This is a genomic window from Sporosarcina sp. FSL K6-3457, assembly GCF_038007285.1.
Classification (GTDB): domain Bacteria; phylum Bacillota; class Bacilli; order Bacillales_A; family Planococcaceae; genus Sporosarcina.
Map to the genome: position 1 here is coordinate 1,872,322 of NZ_JBBOWX010000001.1, position 25,030 is coordinate 1,897,351.

A 25,030-nucleotide genomic window follows, 5' to 3' on the forward strand; every position below is an offset into this window, starting at 1 on the left:
TGTATGAAAAAATCATATAACACAACTTTTTTCCACGTCTGTTGATTAACCATTTACTTGCATAAATCACAGGTAAGTAAAGGCTTGGAAACCTCCATTTTCACTGGTGCATTTCCGGTTCGCTTTCGGCTAACTATTCACGACATGATTACTGTAGAAGTAGGTGTGTCTAGAAATGACGAAGTCATTTCTAGACACACCTTTTCAGTCATCTTATTGCAAATACTTGCCTGTCGCGTACCTACAACGTTCAAGTGAAAAATATAGTTGCTTGGAAAGAAAAGAATAGATGACTTTCTATAGTGTGTAAGTGCCCGAAGATGCAATTTCGGGCACTTTTGCACGTTGTATAAGGTGCTCCCACTTTATTTTTAGCAAGTTTTATAAGAATGTGACACTTACTAGAATAGCAGTGGGAAGGACCATGGTAAAAGCTTCAGCTGCCAAAATTGTATCTTTGGCGGCTTTTATCCAAGTGAAAAGCCAGCTATTCTTTCTTTCCTAAAAGCATTAGCGCTTTATGTACTTATATCTTTGGAGAGCGACGGATGAACGACCACCATAGGATTACCGAAAGCATCCCTATACATAAAAATAACCTGGTAATGGTATAGAAGTCATTCAATCCACAGCGAACCAAAAGAACTGTATACAGCACGCATAGTGTTTGATTAAGTTATTTTTTGGTTAATCAACAGGCGTGATTTTTTCAGTAGTTTTAATCTAATAACACTACTTTATATATGAATTTCACCCTAATTATCGAGGTATTTACTGAATATTCGCTATGCTAAAATTAATATTGATAGCGCTTACAAATATATACACTAAGGAGGACGGCTGTTCAACTCAATTTGGTATATTGTACTGGGCTTGATTTTACAACAAAAATTAAAGGGAGAGGAAGGATTTATTTGAAAAAAACTTTAAATAAAGATTTATTTGGCGTGCATTTATTTTATAGGTTAGTAAAAAAGTTGTTGCCTGTTGCTATTATATTACTAGCGTTACTTTTACCGTCCATTAGCTTTGCAGCTGATGAGAATGCAGACTTCGACATTCAAACATATGTGAATAATATGCAGCCTGGATGGAATTTAGGCAATACATTTGATGCGGTAGGAACTGATGAAACAGCTTGGGGGAATCCTCGTGTTACGAAAGAGTTTATTGGACAGATTGCCGCACAGGGCTATAAAAGTATTCGAATTCCCATTACATTTGATGGACGAATAGGAGGGGGACCTGGCTATGTGATAGATGCAAACTTCCTTAACCGGGTTGACCAGGTCGTTAAATGGTCGCTGGAGGAAGACTTGTATGTGATGATCAATATCCATCATGATTCATGGATATGGCTAGCAGAGGGAATGGAAGCAAGTCATGATGAAACTCTTGCTCGTTATAATGCTATTTGGACTCAGCTTGCTGAACGCTTTAAAAACCATTCTATTGAACTGATGTTTGAGAGTATAAATGAACCACAATTTTGGGATTCTGAATCGGAAAATTATGAGGGATATCTAAAGGAACTGAATACCTCTTTCTATCAAATTGTCAGAGAATCAGGTGGGAATAATGATAGTAGACCACTTGTGCTTCCTACTTTGAATACTGGTTCTGAACCGGAAAAATTAGATGCGCTTTATGATACGATTAGTGAACTAAATGATCCGAATCTCATTTCAACTGTCCACTATTATGGCTTCTGGCCATTCAGTGTGAATATTGCGGGTAACACTCGTTTTGACGAGGTTTCGAAAAATGATATTATCGAAACGTTCGACCGTGTGCATAACAAGTTTGTGGCGAATGGTATTCCCGTAATTATTGGTGAATATGGATTACTTGGATTCGACACAGATATTAATGCTATACAACAGGGAGAAAAACTGAAGTTTTTCGAATATATGACTCATTATGCCCAGGAAAAACAGTTGACACATATGTTATGGGATAATGGCCAACATTTTGGAAGAAAATCTTTCAAATGGTCGAACGAGGAACTATATAATATGATGAAAGCTAGTTGGGAGACGCGTTCAGCGGTAGCTGAATCTAATTTTATCTATTTGAAAAAAGATATTGAAATTCAGGATATCGAGATCAACCTTGATTTGAACGGAAATCAGTTCGAGTCGCTCACTTGGAACGATGAAGAATTGACGTATGGACAGGATTATGAGCTGAATAACAATATATTGACCATTAAAGCAAATTTACTTGCCGAACTTACGTCATCAGGAGAACTGGGAGAAAATGCAGTAGTAGCGGCCAAATTCAATAAAGGTGTCGATTGGTTCATTAAAGTGATTACCTATGATAAGCCGAGCCTTCAGAATACAGAGGGGACAACTAGTGATTTTGCAATTCCTACCTTGTTTAATGGTGATAATCTCGCCACAATGGAGGCGGTGTATAAAAATGGTGATTTTGCAGGACCGCAAAATTGGACTTCTTACAAGGAGTTTGCTTATACATTCTCTCCAGCTTATGACAAGAATGAGATTATCCTTAAAGAGGCCTTTTTTAATGAGCTAAATGATGGGGAAGTAAAGTTAACATTTCATTTCTGGAGTGGGGAAGTCCTTACTTATACAATTATAAAAGATGGGGACGATATAGTAGGTATTTCCGAAGTAGAAGAACCAACAATTCAGTTAATGATGAAAGTGTTGTGGCTGAAGTTTCAAAACTAGATAGCGGCTGCAGGTAGATTAAAATAAACCAGAACATTGAATGAAAAGATTCAATGTTCTGGTTCTTTTTTACGTTGTACGAAGATCAAGCCACCTAATCTCATCTTCTGATAAGGCAATTTCAGTAGCATCTCTACAAGAAAGCATTTCCGTATGATTTTGTGGTCCTATAATTGCAGCTGTTGGAAATGATTGATTTAAGACATAAGCTAGGCTAATTTGAATTGTTTCTACGTTTTTTTCTTTTGCCAATTGCTCTGCTCTACGGTATCGTTCCCAGTTGGCGTCATTATAGAAAACCCGAACTAAATCTTCGTTTGATCGGTCTTCTGGTGTGAAGCGACCAGTGAAAAATCCGCGTGCTTGTGAAGACCATGAAAGAAGAGGGAGATTAGATTTTTCATGCCAGGCGAGAATTGAATCATCAACGGATACACAATCGGGCCAATAAGGTGACTGTGCTTTTGCCAAGCTTAAGTTAGGGCTACTAAAGGAAAAACCTACTAATCCATGGTTTTCCGCATAGTCATTTGCTTCTTGAAGTCGTTTAATAGACCAATTGGAACCTCCGAAAGTGCCAATTCTACCTGCTTCTACATGCTCATTTAATATTTCTAGTATTTCACCTACATGTACAGAAGGGTCATCACGATGAAGGGCATAAAGCTCAACGTAGTCAGTTCGAAGTCTTTCCAAGCTGATTTTTAGTTCTTCGTCGATGGCTTGTTTATTGATTTGTGAACCTTCTTTAGTAGGGTGACCACCTTTTGTTAGCAGCAGGACATCATCACGACGCTTGTTTTCTTCCATCCAGATACCAATTGCTTGTTCACTTTTTCCGCCTGTATAAACGAATGCTGTATCGATAATATTTCCGCCGATATGAATATAATTTTCGAGTACCTCGGTGACTGTATCCATAATTTCTGGTGTAAAGTAATCAGTTCCCATTATTAGTTCAGTTGTTGTTTTCTTTAGGTTTCCGATTTGAATATTTCGCATTGTCATCCCCCAATCTTTTAGCGTAAAAGAACCCTTTCTTGTTTCTCAGCTGAAATAAGAGTCCCTTTTATCGCTTTGATATTACTAATAATATCATCTGTTGGAAATTTAGTTGGTTTTCCGTTACGTATACTCTCTGCGAGATTATCGACTTGTAATGCATAAGGATTACTATTATCCTCGATGATTTTTTTAGTTTGTCCGTCTTTAATAATTTCGTATGATTGGTCTCCAAGGAATGCTTCTTTCAGTACAATTCTACCCTTTGAACCGAGAATTTCGAGCTCATTGCGAAACTCAGCCCACATCCCACAATCAAATGTTAAGGCAACGCCATTGGAAAACTCCATTATTCCAGAAGCCATCATATCGACGTTGCCATGGTCTGGAGAGAAAAAGGCATGAGCAGTTACCGCTGAAGGCTCTTCGCCAAGCAAAAACCTAGCAGCGTTAATAGGGTAACAGCCTACATCATAAATCGAGCCTCCGCCCCATTCTTTTGTAAAACGGATATTACTCATATCTTTAGCGCCATTAAATGTGAAGACGCCATGAATGCCACGGACATCCCCGATTTCACCATTAGCAATCCGAATTTTAATATCTTCATATCTTTTTTGATGAAGATACATATAGGCTTCGGCTAGAATAACACCTGCTTTGTTACAAGTGTCAACCATTTCTGTTGCTTCTGCTTCGTCTAAAGCAATTGGTTTTTCACATAAAATATGTTTGCCAGCCTTAGCAGCTTTAATTGTCCACTCCTTATGTAAGTGATTTGGAAGTGGAATATAGACCGCGTCAATTGCAGGATCATTTAGTAAATCTTCATAACTACCATATGCTTTTGGAATGCCTAATTCATCAGCAAAGGCTTGAGCATTCTCTAAAGAACGGCTTGCGACTGCTTCCACAACATTCCATTTGGACTCTTGTATACCTGGAATTACAGAACGTTTGCCAATACGGGCAGTACTCATAATACCCCAACGAACTTTTTCAGCTGTCATTATGCAGCGCCTCCTCAGATTAAAAAACTATAAATCACCTAGCATATCACTAGCTAAAATCATGACCCCACGAGCTTCCAAGGATATTGTCCCGGTCAGAGTTTTGCGAGTTAATAAATCAATTTTCTTATCTGTACCTAATTCAAACTGGCTTGTTTCATCATTGTGATTCATGACGAATAAGTAAGATTTATTATTTTTTACACGTTCAGATACTTCGATTCCTTTATTAGAATTCAATAGAGATTTAATACCTTTTTCTTCACATAAGTTAGCTACCAATCCTTGTAAAAAATCCTGGTCTGGACTAGAAGCGATGTACCAAGCATTGCCTTCTCCGAATTTATTCTTGGTCACTACGGGCATACCTTCGTAAAAGTCATCTCCGTATACAGCTAATACTTCAGCACCTTCAGAATGAATTAAGTCAAATAATAGGTTACATTCGTATTCCCCCTCTAAGTAACCAACTTTGTCTTTCATAACGATGCGATTTTTGTTATCTGGATGTAATGCATCAATTTCTTCTGCCCAAATACCTAGCATATTTCTTAATTCTCCAGGATAGCCACCTATAGTGACAAGATCATTATCATTTACAATCCCGCTAAAGAAAGTAGTTAAAAATGTTCCGCCACCTTTAACAAATGCTTCTAGTTTATTGGCGTATCCTTCTTTCACCATATATAAGACGGGAGCAATGACGATATCATACTTACTTAGATCCTCTTCAACGCCAATCATGTCTACTTGGATATTATGTTGATAAAAAGCATCATAGTATTTGTGTACTTCTTTTACATAGTCTAAAGCAATGGAGGGACCACTAGATAATTCGATAGCCCATCGATTTTCCCAGTCAAATACAATAGCTACCTTTGCTTCTATGCGTGCATCTATTAGTTGATCAGATAGTTTACCTAATTCTTTACCTAGTTCAGCTACTTCCCGGAATACACGCGTATTCTCGTGTCCGGCATGTTCAATTACAGCACCATGATACTTTTCCGTAGCGCCAGCGGAACGTCGTAATTGAAAAAATAGAACTGTGTCAGCCCCGCGTGATACAGCTTGATAACTCCATAAACGCATGACACCAGGGCGCTTTAAAGAGTTGTAAGCCTGCCAGTTTTGCTGACTCGGCGTTTGTTCCATTAACATGAATGGCTGGCCACCTTTGAGCCCTCTCATTAAATCATGAGTCATAGCAGTCATACTGATTGGCGTATCAATTGATGGGTAGTTATCCCATGAAACGATATCCATTTCTTTACCCCATTTGAAATAATCCAATTCAGGATAAAGCCCCATCAAATTATTTGTAATTGGAATATGAGGTGTATGCTTACGAATTGCATCTCTTTCCAATTTAAAACATTCTAATAGACTGTTAGATTGGAAGCGTCGGTAATCTAGTGATATTCCTTGGAAATTCGTGCGGTTACCTTCCCACTCTTCGCTTAATATATTCGGCGGAACAATTTCATCCCATTCGTAAAAGGTATGGCCCCAAAAGGAGGTGTTCCATGCATGATTAACTGCTTCAATCGTCTCATAACGTTCTTTTAACCATCTACGAAATGCGGTTGCGCATTGATCACAATAACAATACCCACCGTATTCATTAAAGACATGCCAAACTAAAACAGCAGGGTGGTCCTTATATCGCTCTGCTAATTTGTCAGCCATTCGTTGTGCATATGTTCGATACGTTGGACTGTTTGGACAGGAATTATGTCTGCCGCCAAATTTTCTCTTTCTCCCTTGAAAATCAACGCGTAGTACGTCGGGGTATTTCTTGGCCATCCATGCTGGGTGTACGGCTGTGCTAGTTCCTAGGCAAGTGTAAATCCCATTGGCATATAATCGATCAATTGTTGCATCGAGCTCTTTAAAATTATACGTATCTTCGTTTGGTTGGTTGAGTGCCCAGGCAAAAACATTGAGTGTTGCAACATCAATACCAGCAAGTTTAAACATGCGGATATCTTCGTTCCAGATGTCTTCGTCCCATTGTTCTGGATTATAATCTCCTCCATACCAAAACTTTGGTAATCTGTCATTAATCATTGCTTTCTCCACCTTTCCAATATAATATAAAATCATTATAGTCTTAATACTTAGTCTTTTAAATATAAGATTTATGTTTAGGATATAAGAAAACGGCATTTTGGAGAGGAATAGTTGCAATGTTACATGATCGAGTAGTCTTATCTCCGCTACAGAACAAACCAATGCCGATTTATGCAGAAAGCATTGGTTATAATCAAAATCAAGAAAGATTGAACCGCCCACAAGGGTATCCTTCTTACCATTGGCTTCAAACAATAAGTGGGGAGGGGAGTATTTCTATTGCAGGAAATACGATCTCTTTATGTGAAAATAGTGGCGTATTGCTCAGTCCGCATATGCCGCATAGCTATCAAGCAATTACTGATACATGGCGGACTGTATATTTAACATTTGATGGAAGAATGATAGCGGATCTATTGGAATATATAGGATTAAAGACTGATGCTATTTATTGCTGGGAAACAGAAAGTCCGATCAATGTTCATATTATCGATTTAGTAGATAAGGTTAAACGGACAGATGATGCGTTTGGAATAATGACATCTACTTATGTCTATCAATTTTTATTAACCATTAATAATTATGCGGGAGTACAGAGGAATTCGGATGTCTCAGAAAAATTGGAATTCCTGCAACCACTTATTAACTGGATGATGATTAATATTTCAAATCCTAATATTGGGGTTAGCGAATTCGCAAGTTATCTTGGTATATCGCCGCGTCGACTTAATATACTTTTTCAAGAAACATTCCGTATTTCTCCTTACGCTTATTTTCTTAATCTCCGAATTCGAAAAGCAAAGCAAATTTTATTTGATTCTGAAGAAATCACGATTAACTTTGTCTCTAAAAAAGTAGGATTTAGGTCTGTAAGTCACTTTATTGCAACGTTTAAAAGAATAGTTGGATTACCACCAGAGCATTTTCGACGCCTCCACTAAAACCATTCATGGATGCAAGTGGTTTTAGTAGCTTAAATATGCACGTCTGTTCATTAACCGTTTACTTGCCTAAGTCACAGGTTAATAAAGGCTTGGAGATCCAATCATTTTTTGTTAATCAATAGACGTAATAAATATGTTACAAAGCTGAAGTAAAAGTCCCTTTATTTTGAAGGGATTTTTATTATGCACTGTTAACTAGTCAGAAAGGAATGTTTATTCTTTGTTTTCAATAAATTGGGTTGAATTCGAATAGGAAGTTCTTTATAATTAACTAAGTTCATAAGTTAAACTTAGTTTTAGAATGCCGATAGATAGCAGTCTTATTAAATGAAAATCAAACTAATAAAGAAGAGGGTGAAAATAGTGATTACTAATATGTATCCTATTAGAGGTGCTTGGAATAAGGTTCATTCTGAAAATTGGGAAGAAGCAATGGTAAGTGGAAATGGTGAACAGGGTGTAATGGTATTTGGAAACCCTGAAAAAGAAACGATTATTGGTAATCATAGCCGTTTATATTTAGCGCAAGGAACGAATCAGCAACTTCCAAATATGGCCCCATATCTCGAAAAGTTAAGGAATATCATCCACGAACAGGGCTATGAGGCAGCGCAAGCTTTTTTTTATGAAAAAGCGCAGGAATTAGGTTACCAAGGTTTAACGATGAGTGATCCCTTTCATCCGGCTTTTCATCTATATATCGAATCTGACATTAAAGATGTGACGAACTATTCACGTAGTGTGAATTTCGAGACGGGAGAAATTATTGTTAAATTTCAAGATGGAAATGATGTTCTACATAACAGAAATACATTTGTTTCACGAGCCGATAATGTTATTGTTCATACAATCCAAAATGATGCAAGGGACGTGTGCTGCCGTTTAGAAATAGAAGATTACAAACATAGTTTAATAGACCATCAAAGAGAAATTCGACATGATAAAATAAGCTTGAATAATGTGTACGTAAAAACTGGGGACGGGTACCGTGTAGAGATGCGGATTGAGGCTCCCGAGGGTAACGTCAGCATAAATAACAATATTCTTTCCGTCGAGCATGCACAAGAAATAATACTATTAATTAAAATAGATACATGTCAATCGGATGAGGTCGGGGCAGCAATAGAGGGTAGTGACTTTCAATTATTACAGCCATCTTATGAATTACTTCTAATGCGCCATAAGAAGATTCATGCTGAAATATTTAATCGGGTTACACTACAACTAGCAAATGTTGAAGAGCGTAAAAAGTCTATTGAGGAACTGATAGACGAAACAAAGCGAACTCATCAAATACCATTAGCATTAATAGAAAAACTATATGATTCCGGTCGATATATGTTTATTTGCAGTGCAGGTGAATTATCGCCTAACCTTCAAGGGATTTGGACAGGGACATTTGAGCCTGCGTGGAGTGGGGATTATACATTCGATACAAATGTTCAATTATCTATTGCTTCTGCCCTATCATGTAATTTAGTAGAAGGTATACACGGATTTTTTAGGTTAATTAAAGAATTCATCCCTGAATTTAGAGAAAATGCAAAATTGTATTATGGGAGCAGAGGGATTATGGCTTCAGCTCATTCGAGTAATACAGGGAAACACTTTCATTGGAATGAAGAATGGCCATTACAATTTTGGACATGCGGGGCTGGTTGGCTAGGTCATTGGTTCTACCAATATTATTTACATACTGGCGATACAGAGTTTTTAGAAAGTGAAGCCATTCCCTATTTAAAAGAATGTGCACTCTTTTACGAAGACTTTTTAATTGAGGATTCACAAGGGACCTATCATTTTACACCTTCTTATTCAGCGGAAAATGGCTGCGGTGATAATTCAACACAAGATATTGCAGTAGCAAAAGAGGTATTACGAAATTTAATAGAAGGTCATAAGGAACTTGGTATTGATTCTCCCGAAATAGTCAAGTGGACAAAAATGCTAGAAAAACTACCGGATTATATGATCAATGATGAAGGCGTTCTCAAGGAGTGGATAACTGAAGAGAAAGCGGAAAATTACAATCATCGTCACTTCTCTCATCTATATCCTATTTTTCAAAGTCGAGAATTTACGGCTGAGACAAAACCTGAATTATGGGCTGCTTCGAAAAAGGCTTTCGATAAGCGACTTGAAGCTTGGTTGCGGAATCCGGATGCAGATACATCTTCTACCCATGGAAGAATGCATGCTGCCCTATGTGCGACACAATTTAATAAAAAAGAGCTTGTCTATGAAATTCTACAGATGATGATTAAGAATGATTCTATGTACTCAACATTAATGACTTCTCATTATAATAATAAAGATGTCTTTAATGTTGATGGCAATGGAGCGATACCGCAGATTATTAACGAAATGATAGTAGATGGGCGCCCTGGTAGAATTACATTGTTACAAGCATTACCTGTTCAAATACCCCAAGGCATGCTTTCGGGTGTTTCTTTAGCGAAACAGATTAAAGTCGAAGAATTCAAATGGGATATTAATAGGGGAGAAGCCACCATAAAGATTCTTTCAGCTATCCATCAAGAAGTGTTTTTGGATATCCCCTTATTCCCTAAAGCTACTGTAACTTGTCTATCGTCATCTGATGCTTGGCAAGAACAAGGGAAATGGAAGCTACAGCTTTTTGCGAATAACATGACTACAATTACTATTACTCTATAAGATTACTTTTGGTTAGTAAGATTCCAACTACTAGTTGTAAAGGGTATGAATGCAATGAAATTTTTTAATAAAGTGATCCTTTCATTAACGGGTCAAAAAATTAAGATTAAGCTGCTAGGTATTTATTTGATTGCGACTGTCATCCCAATTCTATTAGTCGGATTTTATTTGAACTATAGTATGAGAGATGTCGTCTTAAACAATACAATAAATGAAGTAAATGCCAACGTTGATAAGCTTGAAATGAGATTAAATACGACATTAGATCGAGCGACTAGTATATCAGATCTTATCTATATTAATGGGGATCTTAAGCGATTATTAGGCCAATCATATGAGAATAATCTTGAAATTTATAATGCTTATAAAAAAAATCCGATTTTTGATGAATATTTAAAGTATTACAATGAGGTTGAGAATATCCGATTCTTTATGACGAAAGAAATGATAACTGATTCGCATTTTATTTATGCTGATGAAGATGTTAGAAGTCAGTCTTGGTATAAAAAAGCAGTTGGAAAAGAAGGTCGGATATCCTGGGAGTTTATAACCGATAAATGGACAAATGAAAATTATTTGACTTTAACAAGAGCTGTCTATGGAGAAAAGGACGAATTACTGGGCATTTTAACTATATATATATCGCCAGGAAATCTGACCTCCATCTCAAAAAAGGAATTATTTGATGTGTATATTTCATTAGATTATGAAAAAATAGTTCATAGTAAAAATCCAGACATGATAGGGAGAAGGCCTTATTTCATTCATAATCAAACGTTTTCAAAAGGTGAAGAATCTATTATCTTTGATGCAGATTTCAAAAATGAACAAGTGAAAATTTATTTGCGCTCATTTCAACCAAAAAAGACGTTATTAAATGAAATTCAGATTGCTGCAATAATCCCGGTTAAGGATGTGATTAAAGATTCAAATGATATTTTGATTCGGGGATTTACTATTGTTATTTTGAGTCTGCTTATCTCAATTAGCTTAATTGCTTTGTTTATTAAATCATTTGACCGTCGTATTTATATATTAAGAAATGCTATGGATAATGTCGCAAAGGGAAGTTTCAAAATAGACAAACGAGATTTGGGAGGCGATGAGATTGGTGAGGTTTATAGAGATTTAGACTCGACTGTTGAGAGTATACAACAACTCATTAATGAAGTATATATTCACAAAATCAACGAAGAGCAATGGAAGAGAAAACAAAAAGAATCAGAGTTTAAAATGTTAGCCAGTCAAATTAACCCACATTTCTTATATAACACGTTAGAAATGATTCGAATGAAAGCAGTAATCAATAAAGATCAGGAAGTAGCAACCATCGTTAAAATGATGGGAAAAATGATGCGTTATAGCCTAGAAGTAACGAATCAACCCGTACCATTAAAATCCGAAATAGATCTAATCAAAACATATTTGGATATACAAAAATTAAGATTTGGTAATAAGATTAATTATAAATTTGATATAGCATGTGATATTGAAAAATATGAAATGTTTCCCTTGTTGCTTCAGCCTTTAGTCGAAAACTCCATCATACATGGCATTGTAAATACAACTGAAAATATTTTTGTTCAAGTGATTATTTTGGAAGAGAATAACAATCTCGTCATAAAAGTAATTGATAATGGTGTGGGAATAGCGCAATCAAAAATTGAAGAACTAACAAAAGAACTCGATGAAATAAATGAGATGCAAGAGACTTCGAACCGAATAGGCTTGCATAATGTTAATAAAAGGATAAAGTTATATTACGGAAAAAAATACGGTATAACTATGCAGAGTAAATTAGGAAAAGGGACAACTGTTATTATATATATGCCAATTTCAGAAAGGATTTGATAAGATGCTGAAATTACTAATAATTGATGATGAATCTATTATTAGAGAAGGTTTGAGAAGCATTATTTCCTGGGCTGATTATGGATACAAGGTGTGTGATGTAGGAATAGACGGACCCGATGGTTTAAATAAAATTCGTTCATATCAACCCGATGTAGTATTGTTAGATATTCAGATGCCTGGATTTTCTGGTATTGAGTTAATACACAAAGTAAAGGAAGAAAATATTACTTGTAAATTTATTATTTTAACGGCATATTCAAATTTTTCCTATGCCAAAGAACTAATGGCATTGGGAATTGAATCTTATTTATTAAAACCAATAGACGAAGATGAATTAATACAAAACATTTCCAGAATTGCTCTTGATAGGGCTGAGGAGCAAAAAAGACAGGAGCAATTAGCTTTATATGACCAGATGAATAGGGACAAATCATTCCGTGCTTTATTGGATGGAAATTTAGAAGATGTTTCGGAAAATATAATGAAGGAATTGCACGGGAAAAAGTTTCAAGTTGCTCGAATATCGTCTGAAATTAAACAAGCTAATTATCATTGGCTAATTAGCCAAAATAGTGAGCAAATATATGTAGTTAGAAAAGAAAATTACAATCATGTATTGTTTGTTAACAAAGAAGAAGCGGAAGTGAAAAGGTTTTTAGTGGAAGCGCAAAAAAAATTTAGCTTAAATGACGATGAAAATATTGCAATGTTAGTTGGAAGTTCAGTTTATGGAACGGAGAAAATTAATCAATCTTATTTACAAACTAAAGAGTTGGCTGATGTTTATTTTTGTTTTAGTGAAGAAGCTATGGTGGACTATGAGAAGTTGGAGGAATTAAACAAAGTTGATAATCAGCTTTTTAAAAGTCTAAACAAACAACTACTATATGATTATGTGGAGTTAGGTGATGAAAGGAATATAGAGAAAGAAATAGTAAAGCTAGAACAATACTACAAGGTGACTGGTTATTCGAAAGAACGGATAAGTGCGGAAATGATTGCATCTTTTATTTCGATATTTGACATGATAACAAAAAAATATCCCGATGTAGAAATTATATCTAAAGAAATTTTTGCTACTAATATTAATAAGCAGGCCAATTTACGAGGTATATGTATATATATTCAAGAAGAACTTTCGTCCATTAGTTATTTGTTAAGCGCTTACACAACGATGAAAGGAAACATAATAGATGAAATTAAAAAATATATTAATAATCACTATCATGAGGATATAAGTCTAAAATTAATTGCGGACTTATTTCATTATAATAGTGCATATTTAGGTAAAACTTTTAAGCAACAAACAGGAGAGTTTTTTAATGTTTATTTACATCGAATTAGAATAAAAAATGCTAAAAAGTTAATGAAAAATAAGAGATATAAAATTTATGAAATTTCTGACCTAGTGGGCTACTCAAATAGTGATTATTTTTATAAAAACTTCAGATTGTATGAAGGAATGAGTCCAAAAGAATTTCAAATGCAAAATAATTTAGGGGAGTAATGATAATGAAATCAATTATAGATCGACCGATATATATTATTATGAAGTATGTATATTACTTCCTTGTTACCAATTTCTATTTTGTACTATGTAATAGTCTTTTTTTTCTAGTATTCTATTTAGCGGATTTTACTTTTGAAAATATTCTCTTATTTTTTATAGCCTCCATACCGATGGGGCCTTCTATCACAGCACTTTTCTCTACTATGGGTAAATTGGTTAGGGAAAAGGAGATGAATCCAACTTCTGAATACTTCAAAGCTTATAAAGCTAATTTTTTCATAACAATGAAGTATTGGATGATCCAGTTATCCATTATCTTCATATTGTTAATAGATGTACATTACTCAACTAGTAATGATAATATTCTATCACCTTTCTTTTTGATACTTTTGCTAATCTGTCTATTTATTATGCTCTATGCATTTCCGATTATATCAAGATTCGAAGTGAAAATTAAAAGTCTTTTTATTATTTCTATTTATTCTAATTTCAAATTCCTCAAAGCGTCGCTAGTGAATATAACTAGTTTGATTGCATTTGCAATTATTTCTATTAATTTCCCGAGCATCAGCTCGCTCTTTTCAATAAGTTTGTTAGTCTATTTCATTATGTATAATTTACGTGAACCATTAGAACGATTGAAGGTAGAGCTGTCAGAGAATGGGGCGAATGTTGCATGAAGTTTACGATTAAAGTCGGAGTAGCAATAGTCTTGTTACTTGGCGGAGTAGTAATACTATTTTCAAATGGGAAAAAACAAGATTTACAAGCTGAGGTAAAAGACATACAAACGGATTCCATTACAGTAGACACTAATCAAAACTCACAAGAAACTTTAGTTTTTCAAATAACAACTGAAGAAGTAAATAAAATTATTATTGATAACCGCGGCGAAAGGATTGAATTATTACCAACCTCTCCTTATTCAGAAGAAGAGGTTAGAACAAATCTTAGCGGTTGGTATGTGCATCAACCGTATAAAAACGTCTACAGTGTCAAATATAATAAAATGTCCGATATATTATATGGATTGGCTAATATAAAAAGGGGAGAGATTTTAACTGGAAATGAGAAAAGTTTAGAGGAATATGGTTTGGTAAATGCTAATTTCAAAATAAGTATCGCTTCTAAGGACAAGGAAGAGACTATACTAATTGGTGTGCCAGCAACTAGCGAATCACGTTATGCAAAGTTAGAAACTGACGATAGGGTCTTCACGATACATAGCAGCGCTTTGGAGCCCTATAGTTACCAAGCTTTCGATATTGTTGAGAAGTTTGTGAAAATAGTTGCGATAGATGTTTTAAAGCAGCTAACTATTCAATTCACTGATCAAGAAGTAGCCATTACTGTTGAACATCAAGAAAATCTGGACCTCGGATTTACTATTGATATAAATGGTGATGAAATTGAGGCAAATAAATTTAGACAGTTATACAAGAGTATCGCTGGATTATCGGTGAAGGAAGAAATAGGGGATGCAAAGTATGGCCCACCAGCAGCAACGATGATCTATACGATACTCGATAGTGATAAGGGAGAAAATGAAGTGAAAGTAGAGTTTGTACCTTATAATAACAAGAGTTTTGCGGTATTTATTGATCATAAAGCCGATTTTATTATCGAGAAGAAGGAATTCTTTGAAATGATAAAGCTGATTACTAATCAAAACTAAACGTACTTCTCAGATTAGCAGCCGTGCCCAGGGAGATTTTTAGCCTTAGGAGTGTGAATTATAAAATGACGATGATGAGGAGAATATCATGAAAAAAATGAAGATAAATAATTGGAAAAACAGTATTAAGAAGCGGGGAAAGTTAAAGAAAAGAGCGAAAAAGAGAAATTTTGGGCGCTTGAAATTTCTGAATTGGCGAAATATTAATATTGGAAACAAATATATTATATCTTTTACCCTCGCTGCTTTACTTTTTATAATGGCAAGTGCAATTGTTCTTTATCAATTATCTACTGTGGAAAAAAATACAGACCAGTTTGAAAGAGATAGTCAACTAACATTTGATATGACACAAATGTCTTTACTTGCTCAATTGAAGGATGTACAAATGGCTGATTATATTATTACAAAAAACACTAGCTATATTACCGAATATAATAAACTCCGCGAACAATTCATAGAGTTAGAAAACAAACTAGAACCAATTATGCAAACCGAACGGCAACAAGCACTGTTAAATTATATCAAAGATAATAATGAAAAAATGGATGCTGTGTTAACTGATATTCAGGAGGTTATAGATGGACAAGATATTATTACGGCTATATTCCGTGAAAGGTCTAACTCATTAAGAATTGGTACGGTTGAAGCAATCGATAGATTAATAGAAAATGTCTTAGAAGAACAAAAGGTTACAATGGACAGTGCTAATAATAGTATAGATTCCAGTATTCTAGTTTTGATAATTTCTAATCTAGTCGCAATTTCTTTAGGAATCATGATTATGCTCCTCATTAGTCGTAGTATTTCCAAAAACCTGAATACGGTTGTTGGTATTACAACTGATGTGGCAAACGGTCATTTAGTTGTGCAAGCGATGGACTATGAAGGCAATGATGAAATCGGGAAATTAGCAGCAGCGATTAACCTAATGACAACGAATATTCGAGATATTTTAATGAAGGTGACGGACACTTCACTTGCAGTTTCCTCTAGTAGCGAGGAGTTAACACAAACAGCAAATGAAGTGAATCAGGGGGGAGAACAAATCGCCTCAACAATGGCAGAATTAGCATCGGGTTCCGAAGTACAAGCAAACAGTGCCGAAAATTTATCTGATAATATGAGTAACTTTGTCGAAATGGTTTATAATTCTGAACAAGAAGGAAGGCAAATTGCTACAGAATCTGAGCGTGTACTCCAGTATACTCATGAGGGCACGACATTGATGAAAAATGCAGTTAATCAAATGCAACAAATTGATTTTATTATCGCTGAAGCAGTTGGACAAGTTCAAAACCTGGATAAACAATCAAATGAAATTACCCAATTGGTATCAGTTATTAAAGGTATTGCTGACCAGACCAATTTATTGGCCTTAAATGCTGCTATTGAAGCTGCACGTGCCGGTGAGCATGGATTGGGTTTTGCTGTTGTCGCAGATGAAGTTAGAAAACTTTCTGAGCAAGTTTCAATATCTGTGGCGGAAATCACAAATATTGTCACACATATTCATACAGAGACAGAGCAGGTTGTCACTTCTTTAAATAAGGGATATGAAGAAGTGAAAGAAGGGACAGAACAAATCGAAAAAACGGGAGAAAACTTTGAAGTGATTGATACTGCCATTTCCAATATGGTTGAAAAGGTTATTTTTATCTCAAATAATTTAAAAGACATTGCTCAAAGTAGTGACCAGATGAATGATTTAATACAAGATATTGCCTCAGTGTCTGAAGAGTCTGCTGCCGGTGTTGAACAAGTTGCAGCTACCACTGAAGAAATAGCTGGTTCTATGGATGAAATGTCCCACAGTGCTGAAGAATTAGCAAAGCTAGCTGAACTATTGAATGATGAAATTAGTGTGTTTAAGCTAGAATAATGTACAAAGACCGACCAGCTATCTATTCATGGTAGCTGGTCGGTCTTTGTAGACTTGTCCTATGAAGGCATTGTTTTCAAGGTATGTCACCAAATACTGATTCCTGCTATTGGATGTTTCAGAGTATTCCGGGTAATCACTAATTTTTACATGAAATATAGTATTATTTGAAGGGTATAAATGAAAGCGTAATCATTTAGTATAATAGATAAGCTTATACAGTTACTTCTATATTTTGGAATTTGTTTAGTGGGGGAGTGTTAGTATGGAAAAATCAGATGAACACGTGAAAGTAAAATTACGGAGTTCTAAAAAAAATGACACATGGAAAAAAATCAAAAATCAAAAAGCTTTACTATTAATGTCATTTCCATTTGTAATATGGCTAATTGTATTTAAGTATATCCCGCTTGGAGGGTGGTTAATGGCTTTTCAGGACTACAATCCTGCGAAGGGAGTTTTTGACCAAGAGTGGGTAGGGTTAAAGCATTTTAAAGTATTATTTAGTGAACCACTATTTTATAGTGCATTGAAAAACACCTTAGGTATGGGGATGTTAGGCTTAATTTTTGGTACAATATTTTCCATTGGATTTGCCTTGCTGATAAACGAGGTTAGGCTTTTAAGATATAAAAAGCTTACACAAACTATTTCATATCTTCCGCATTTTGTATCCTGGGTGATTGTGGCGAACATTGTAGTTACGATGTTAGCGCAAGAAGGTCCGGTAAATAAATTTTTGATGTCATTACATATTATTAAAGAGCCGATTGGTTTTATGTCAAATCCTGATTTGTTTTGGGGAATTGTTACAGTGGCGGATGTATGGAAAGAGATGGGATGGGGTGCCATTATTTACTTAGCAGCAATGGCAGGTGTCGATCAACAATTATACGAAGCAGCTAGAGTGGATGGTGCAAGCCGCTGGAAGCAGATGTGGCATATTACATTGCCGAGTATTCGGCCTGTTATTATCGTCTTACTAATTTTGAATATCGGGAATCTTATCAATATTGGTTTTGAGAAACAGATGCTTTTAGGTAATAATATCGTTGCTGAAAAAGCTTTAGTTCTAGATTTATACGCTCTAAATTATGGAATTGGGATGTTTAGATATTCATATGGTACGGCTATTGGTATTTTCAAATCTCTTATAAGTGTAGTCCTTATTGTGATTTTTAATAATATAGCTAAAAAAACAGGTGAGGGTGGACTTTACTAAAAGATGGAGGGGATATAATGAAACGTTTTAAAAAGGTAACCTTGTTTGATGTTATTCTTGCTATTGGCATGTTCATTGTAATTATTTTAACGCTATATCCTTTTCTGAATATACTTGCAATCTCTCTAAACGACGCTGTAGATACTGCAAAAGGCGGTATTCATATATTCCCAAGAGAATTTACATTTGCTAACTATATTCAGATATTTGGTAGTAATGATCGTTTGTTACAGGCATTTTTTATGTCGGTGACAAGAACTGTTGTTGGGACAGTAACTGGAATTATCGCAAGTACAATGCTTGCCTATACGTTAAGCAGAAAAGATTTCGTCTTTAATAAACCTATTGCAATCATGTTAATCCTAACAATGTTTGTAAGTGGAGGGCTTATACCCGATTATATGTTGATTAGACATTTAGGTTTAATGAATGAGTTTACGGTATATATTCTGCCAATGTTATTAAGTGCTTTTAACGTAATTATCATTCGATCGTTTATGGATAATTTACCTATTGCACTAGAAGAATCAGCAAAGATTGACGGCGCTAACGATTTTACAATTTTTTTGCGAATTATTTTACCACTATCGATGCCGGTTATTGCAACAATATCATTATTTCTAGCTGTTGGGCAATGGAATAGTTGGTTCGATACTTACTTGTACGCTAGGTCGAATGCCAATCTGACGACACTTCAATATGAGTTAATGAAAATATTAGATAATGCAAGTACATCTGGTTCAGGTGTTAATACACATTCTGCTAAGTATTTAGTGAACCAAACGAATCCGCAGTCATTGAAAATGGCTATAACAATCATTGCAACCGTACCAATTTTAGTCGTATACCCATTTTTGCAAAGGTATTTTGTTACAGGTATGACGTTAGGAGCTGTTAAATAAGGTATCAATGGTAGTTGATATAAATTAAACAATAGGGGGAAAGAACATGAAGAAGTTGTCATTATATTCATTGGTATTGATGTTTGTTGTCGGAATTGCTGTTCTCTCAGGCTGTACTAATTCTGAAAAAGCCGAGAAAGATTCGCCAGGTGAAGGGACAGCGGATGACCCCGTCACTCTATCGCTCTTTATTGCTGATTTAACAGAAGACAAAGCTTTTGATGATCCAGTCGCAAAGAAAATCACGGAAAAAACAGGAGTTATATTGGAGTTAGAGCACCCTGTTGGTGGAGATGAGCAGGCTATACCACTGATGATTGCTAGTGGAGACTATCCGGATATGATTTATGCGAAGGGCGATATCGGCAAATTAATTGAAGCGGGTGGTGTCATTAAGCTGGATGACTTAATCGAGGAGAAAGGTGCCAATTTAAAAGCGATGTACGGAGAACAATTAGACCGTTTGAAAAATTCTGTTAACGATCCTAGTATTTATACGGTAGGAACATATGGTGTAGAGAGCGCTTATTGGACAACTAGTGGAACTACGTCAATCCAATTGGAGGTTCTACGTGAACTTGGGTATCCTGAAATAAATACGGTTGAAGATTTCGAAAATGCTCTAACGGAATATATTAAAAAGTATCCTGAAATTGATGGGCAAAAAACACTTGGACTTTCGTTGCTTGGTAGTGACTGGAGATGGTTAATTACAGTTGGAAACCCTGCAGGATTTTCATTGGGAATCCCTGATGATGGTCAATGGGCTATAAATGATGAGACAGGCGAAGCGCAATATAAATTTACATTACCTGAAATTAAAGAATACTTCAAGTGGTTAAATCACATGAATGACATTGGTTTACTCGATCCTGAATCATTTACGCATACTCATGAAACGTATATAGCTAAACTATCTTCAGGTAGAGTATTAGGTATAGCTGACCAAGACTGGAACTATGGAGATGCGAAGAAAGCATTGGTTGCTGACGGGAAAGAATGGAGAACTTATGCTCCTCTTCCTGTAACTTTGAATAATAAGTATAAGTCTCAAGGTCTTAAAGATTATGGTTTTGCTGGCGGTTGGGGAATTTCTATTAGTTCCACAAGTAAGCACCCTGATAAGGCATTTGAATTCCTAGATTGGATGGCTTCAGAAGAAGCGCAGATCCTTGTAAACTGGGGCATTGAAGGCGTGAACTATGACGTTGTAGATGGTAAACGTGTACTTAAAGCTGAAGATGTAGTAAGAAAAAATTCAGACACTAACTATGGGAAAGAAACGGGTGTTGGATACTATGTTTATCCATTCCCACAGTGGGGGAATGGCGCGCTAGATTCGGCGGGTAATTCAATTACACCAGATTCACAAGAAGATCTTATTGCGAACTATAATGTTGCAGAAAAAGAAGTAATAAGTGCATATGGTATGGAAAGTTGGATTGACTGGTTCCCTTCAACTAAGGAATTAGGTATATCTAAACATGGTGCAGCAGCAAACTTCGTTATCCCGTCAGGTAGTGATTTAGAAATTATCCAAAAAAAGGCGGACGACTTAACAGAACAAAAAATAACTCAAGCGATACTTGGTAAGCCAGCTGATTTTGATGTCGCTTGGGAAAAATTACAACAAGATCTAGTTAATATGGGAATCGAAGATGCAAATAAAGACATGACAAAAATAACTCAAGATGTAATGAAGCTTTGGGGAACAAACTAGCGGGCACAAAATAAACAGCTTATATATGTTGACATAAAGAATCCTGAAAACTATGTATCGTTGTTTGGGGCGCCAATCATCCAGGCAGAAAATAACTGCTTGGATGGATGGCTCCAGCTACCTTTTGTAAGGCGCTATGGATTTTTTGTTATATAACAGTAACTCGGTTATGATTCAAGAAATTGGAAATGGAAAAAGCTGAAGAACCAAGTGTGCTCGAATAGATGCCAAGTGACGCAAATTTAATATCTACAGATTCCCTATGAAATGTAGAAAGTCTGTTATCTAATGTTTGATAAATTATATTTGTAATCCAATCTTCGAATCGAGCGATATGGTTTCCAAGAATAATAATTTCTGGATTAAATGTGTTGATGATAGTAGTTAAGCCAATTGCAATATATTCACCAAGTATATGAAGCAACTCAATCACTTCATTATTTCCTTGCTTGGCTTCACTTTCTATCATATCTAAGTCAATTATGCTGAAGTCTTTAAAGACTTCAAGTTTTTTAGCCTCTTGCAAAAGAGTACTTTCGGAGGCATAGAGCTCCCAGCATCCGTGATTACCACATCGGCATTTTTTTCCGAAAGAATCTATTGTTTGGTGTCCCATCTCGCCAGAAATACCAGTGGACCCAATGTATAGTTTGCCGTTAATAATAATCCCAGTTCCAATTCCAATCCCAATACTTACATAAACTAAATTGGAAACATTTTTACCGGTACCATAAACTTGTTCGCCATGAGCACCACTGTTCGCTTCATTTACAACAATTGTAGTTATATTAAATTTCTTCTCAATCATTTGTTTAAAATTTATATGTTGAAAGTCAAGGTGAGGTGTAAATAGAATAGTTCCATCTTTATCTACTAAACCTGGTATTCCAATCCCGATGCCTACTATACCATATGGGCTCTTTGGGGCTCTATCAATTAGTCTAGTAATAATAGAATTAATACGGGCTGTTATTTCATCAATTTCTATTACGTTGAAGGCTTCGGAGATTTCTATCAAAATTGATCCTTTGAGGTCGGTGAGTACTGCTAAAATATAGTTAACACCTAAGTCGATGCCTATGGAGTATCCTGCATGCTTATTGAATTTTAGCAGTACCGGTTTTCTTCCACCGCTCGATTGCCCGATGCCTATTTCATTTACAAAGTTTTCTTTAATTAGTTCGCTCACCATCGTTGAGACAGTTGCTTTATTTAATCCAGTGTCTTTGGATATTTGAGCACGTGAAGTAGTGCCGTTATTTTCAATTGAATGTAGTACGATTGATTTATTAATTTGTTTGACAAGGTTTTGATCACCAGTTTGTATTTTATCCATAACTTCACCTTCTTTATTTGTTTATCCATTAAATATAGTTTCTTTATTCTATCATGAAACATAGAAGATGAGAAATGTTTTTAGGTAATATTATCTGTATCATCAACATTTATAAAACTTAGTTTGCTCATTAAACTTTGAGGGTTTGAAGTAATGAATTTACGGAGGAAAAGTTGTATTTTATAGAGAAAGAGGAGTGGTTAAATTGAAATTTACTGATGGCAACTGGATGACACGCGAAGGGTTTAGCATTCATCATCCTAGAGCGGTGCATGATGTAGAAATAGCAACAGATAGCTTACTATTGTATATTCCATGCAAAGAAATAAATCATAGAGGCGCAACACTTGATGGGCCACTATTGACGGTGAAACTATCTACTCCGATGGAAAATGTAATACGCGTACAAGCATGGCATTTTACAGGGGGGCAAGAGAAGTATCCCAACTTTGAAGTTACAGATCAGCAAACAAGACCAAGTATCGAGTCAGATGAAGAGGAATTAACATTAGCAAGTGGAAATTTAAAAGTAAAAGTGAATAGAAAAAATTTCGGATTAGCATTTTATGATGGGAAACGTAGGGTGAATGCTGGAGATGCTAAAGGTTTAGCATGGATTACAGGGCCTGAGGGTACTACGTATATGAGGGCACAGCTCAATTTAAATGTGGGAGAACAAATCTACGGATTGGGAGAACGTTTTACACCGTTTGTTAAGAATGGACAGACTGTAGACATTTGGAATAAAGACGGGGGTACAAGCTCTGATCAGTCATATAAGAATGTTCCCTTTTATTTGAGTAGTGAAGGTTATGGAGTGTTTGTGAATCATCCTGAAGAAGTTAGTTTTGAAATAGGTTCTGAAGTTGTATCTAAATCTCAGTTTAGTGTGAGTGGTGAGTATTTAGATTATTATATTATCAATGGACCGACACCAAAAGATGTCATTAACCGCTATACAGATTTAACTGGCAAGCCTGCATTACCGCCGGCTTGGTCCTTCGGGCTTTGGTTATCTACCTCATTTACAACTGATTATAATGAGGAAACTGTCAATCATTTTATCGATGGAATGGAAGAGCGTGGAATTCCGTTAAGTGTATTTCATTTCGACTGTTTCTGGATGAAGGAGTTTGAATGGTGTAATTTTGAGTGGGATAAAGATAATTTTCCCGATCCCGAATGTATGTTAAAAAGATTGAGAGATAAAGGGTTGAAAATTTGTGTCTGGATTAATCCATACATTGCCCAAAAATCAAAGCTTTTTGAAGAAGCAGCAAGGCAAGGGTTTCTCATTAAAAAACCGAATGGGGATGTGTGGCAGTGGGATCTCTGGCAGGCAGGTATGGGGATAGTAGATTTTACGAACCCGGCTGCATGTGAATGGTATACAGGAAAATTGAAGTCATTGCTTGATATGGGAGTCGACTGTTTTAAGACAGACTTTGGAGAACGGATCCCTACAGACGTCAACTATTTTGATGGCTCAGATCCTCATAAAATGCATAATTATTATTCATATAAGTTTAATGAAGTCGTCTTTAATTTATTAAAAGAAGAAAAAGGTGAACAAGAGGCTGTTTTATTTGCTCGCTCATCAACAGCGGGGGGGCAGAAATTTCCTGTCCATTGGGGAGGAGATTGTGACTCAACATACGAGGCGATGGCAGAAAGTTTACGTGGAGGCTTGTCTTTAACATTGTCCGGATTTGGTTATTGGAGTCACGATATTGGTGGTTTTGAAAGTACAGCAACTCCAGATGTTTTCAAGCGTTGGACTGCTTTTGGTCTCTTATCTAGCCATAGTCGTTTTCATGGTAGTTCTTCATACCGAGTTCCGTGGCTATTTGATGAAGAAGCGGTTGATGTCACAAGACATTTTACAAAACTGAAAAATAGTTTAATGCCTTATTTATTCAATGCCGCGGTTGAGAACAATCAGACTGGAATTCCAGTTATGCGAGCGATGGTGCTTGAATTCCCTGAAGATCCAGCGTGTCAGACACTGGATCGTCAATACATGCTAGGGGATTCCATATTAGTTGCCCCAATATTTAGAGACGATGGGCAGGCCATTTATTATTTACCGAAAGGGAGATGGACACACCTTTTCACTGGTGATGTAGTTGAGGGAGGGGCATGGCAAAAGGAGAAATATGACTATATGAGTCTACCTCTTTTTGTGAAACCAAATACTATTTTATCAATTGGTTCTAATGAAGTGAATCCTGTATATGATTATGCGGAGGATATTACTTTCCGCTTGTATGAAATTGGTGACGGACAACAAGTGGAGGCAACAGTTAACGATTTAGCTGGTCAAGTAGCCGGTTCAATCACGGTTTCTCGTTTAGGTCAAACAATTTCTATTAAAACGGATATGAGAAACAAGCCATATTGCATAAACCTAGTGGGGTATCAGTCTATTCAATCTACAACAAGTGGTGAGTGGTCTAGCGATTTAAGTGGAGTGAAAATAGTACCCGACAAATCAGCTAATAAGTTTTCGATTTTACTTTAACAAG

At 35.8% G+C, this 25,030-nt stretch carries 16 protein-coding genes; 12 read left to right on the forward strand and 4 right to left on the reverse strand.

The window, feature by feature from the left end; translation table 11 throughout:
* Positions 1-947 precede the first annotated feature (947 nt).
* Positions 948-2,699 carry a cellulase family glycosylhydrolase gene (locus N1I80_RS09040; RefSeq protein ID WP_445683701.1) on the forward strand — a complete coding sequence of 584 codons (1,752 nt, stop codon included), beginning with the start codon at positions 948-950 and terminating at the stop codon, positions 2,697-2,699.
* A 69-nt stretch (positions 2,700-2,768) separates the two neighbouring features.
* Here the strand turns inward: N1I80_RS09040 and N1I80_RS09045 are convergent, their stop codons facing one another.
* Genes N1I80_RS09045 through N1I80_RS09055 form a run of 3 tightly spaced genes read right to left on the reverse strand, consistent with a single transcriptional unit; the run spans position 2,769 to position 6,781 of the window.
* Positions 2,769-3,701, reverse strand: a complete 933-nt coding sequence (locus N1I80_RS09045; protein ID WP_340737551.1) for an aldo/keto reductase — start codon at positions 3,699-3,701, stop codon at positions 2,769-2,771.
* Positions 3,702-3,718: 17 nt separating this feature from the next.
* On the reverse strand, positions 3,719-4,711 hold the full coding sequence (locus N1I80_RS09050) for a Gfo/Idh/MocA family protein (RefSeq protein ID WP_340737552.1): 993 nt from the start codon (positions 4,709-4,711) through the stop codon (positions 3,719-3,721).
* A 27-nt stretch (positions 4,712-4,738) separates the two neighbouring features.
* Positions 4,739-6,781, reverse strand: a complete 2,043-nt coding sequence (locus N1I80_RS09055; RefSeq protein WP_340737553.1) for a beta-galactosidase — start codon at positions 6,779-6,781, stop codon at positions 4,739-4,741.
* Between the two features lie 119 nt (positions 6,782-6,900).
* Here N1I80_RS09055 and N1I80_RS09060 point away from each other — a divergent pair, with 119 nt between their 5' ends.
* The 10 genes from N1I80_RS09060 (at position 6,901) to N1I80_RS09105 (ending at position 21,169) form a co-directional block, all read left to right on the forward strand.
* Positions 6,901-7,725, forward strand: coding sequence for an AraC family transcriptional regulator (locus N1I80_RS09060; RefSeq protein ID WP_340737554.1), 825 nt, complete (start codon positions 6,901-6,903; stop codon positions 7,723-7,725).
* Between the two features lie 366 nt (positions 7,726-8,091).
* Complete coding sequence (locus N1I80_RS09065; RefSeq protein WP_340737555.1) at positions 8,092-10,404, forward strand: glycosyl hydrolase family 95 catalytic domain-containing protein; 2,313 nt, start codon at positions 8,092-8,094, stop codon at positions 10,402-10,404.
* A 54-nt stretch (positions 10,405-10,458) separates the two neighbouring features.
* Complete coding sequence (locus N1I80_RS09070; RefSeq protein ID WP_340737556.1) at positions 10,459-12,255, forward strand: cache domain-containing sensor histidine kinase; 1,797 nt, start codon at positions 10,459-10,461, stop codon at positions 12,253-12,255.
* A gap of 4 nt (positions 12,256-12,259) precedes the next feature.
* Entirely contained in the window at positions 12,260-13,765 is a 1,506-nt protein-coding gene (locus tag N1I80_RS09075; RefSeq protein WP_340737557.1) for a response regulator transcription factor, read from the forward strand.
* A gap of 5 nt (positions 13,766-13,770) precedes the next feature.
* Entirely contained in the window at positions 13,771-14,448 is a 678-nt protein-coding gene (locus N1I80_RS09080) for a YesL family protein (protein ID WP_340737558.1), read from the forward strand.
* Positions 14,445-15,443 (forward strand): DUF4340 domain-containing protein, encoded by a 999-nt coding sequence (locus N1I80_RS09085; protein WP_340737559.1) that lies wholly within the window; start codon positions 14,445-14,447, stop codon positions 15,441-15,443. The genes N1I80_RS09080 and N1I80_RS09085 overlap by 4 nt, the downstream gene beginning before the upstream one ends.
* Positions 15,444-15,531: 88 nt before the next feature.
* On the forward strand, positions 15,532-17,325 hold the full coding sequence (locus N1I80_RS09090) for a methyl-accepting chemotaxis protein (protein ID WP_340737560.1): 1,794 nt from the start codon (positions 15,532-15,534) through the stop codon (positions 17,323-17,325).
* 265 nt (positions 17,326-17,590) lie between these two features.
* Entirely contained in the window at positions 17,591-18,547 is a 957-nt protein-coding gene (locus tag N1I80_RS09095) for an ABC transporter permease (protein WP_340737561.1), read from the forward strand.
* 17 nt (positions 18,548-18,564) lie between these two features.
* Positions 18,565-19,449, forward strand: a complete 885-nt coding sequence (locus N1I80_RS09100) for a carbohydrate ABC transporter permease (protein WP_340737562.1) — start codon at positions 18,565-18,567, stop codon at positions 19,447-19,449.
* Positions 19,450-19,495: 46 nt separating this feature from the next.
* A complete protein-coding gene (locus tag N1I80_RS09105; RefSeq protein WP_340737563.1) occupies positions 19,496-21,169 on the forward strand; it encodes an ABC transporter substrate-binding protein in 1,674 nt (557 codons plus the stop codon).
* 148 nt (positions 21,170-21,317) lie between these two features.
* On the opposite strand, the gene N1I80_RS09110 is transcribed toward N1I80_RS09105, so the two are convergent.
* The gene (locus N1I80_RS09110; protein WP_340737564.1) at positions 21,318-22,505 is read right to left on the reverse strand and encodes an ROK family transcriptional regulator; all 1,188 of its coding nucleotides are present in this window, start codon (positions 22,503-22,505) and stop codon (positions 21,318-21,320) included.
* Between the two features lie 205 nt (positions 22,506-22,710).
* Here N1I80_RS09110 and yicI point away from each other — a divergent pair, with 205 nt between their 5' ends.
* Positions 22,711-25,026: an alpha-xylosidase gene (gene yicI, locus N1I80_RS09115; RefSeq protein ID WP_340737565.1), complete on the forward strand. Its 2,316-nt coding sequence runs from the start codon at positions 22,711-22,713 to the stop codon at positions 25,024-25,026.
* Positions 25,027-25,030: the final 4 nt, after the last annotated feature.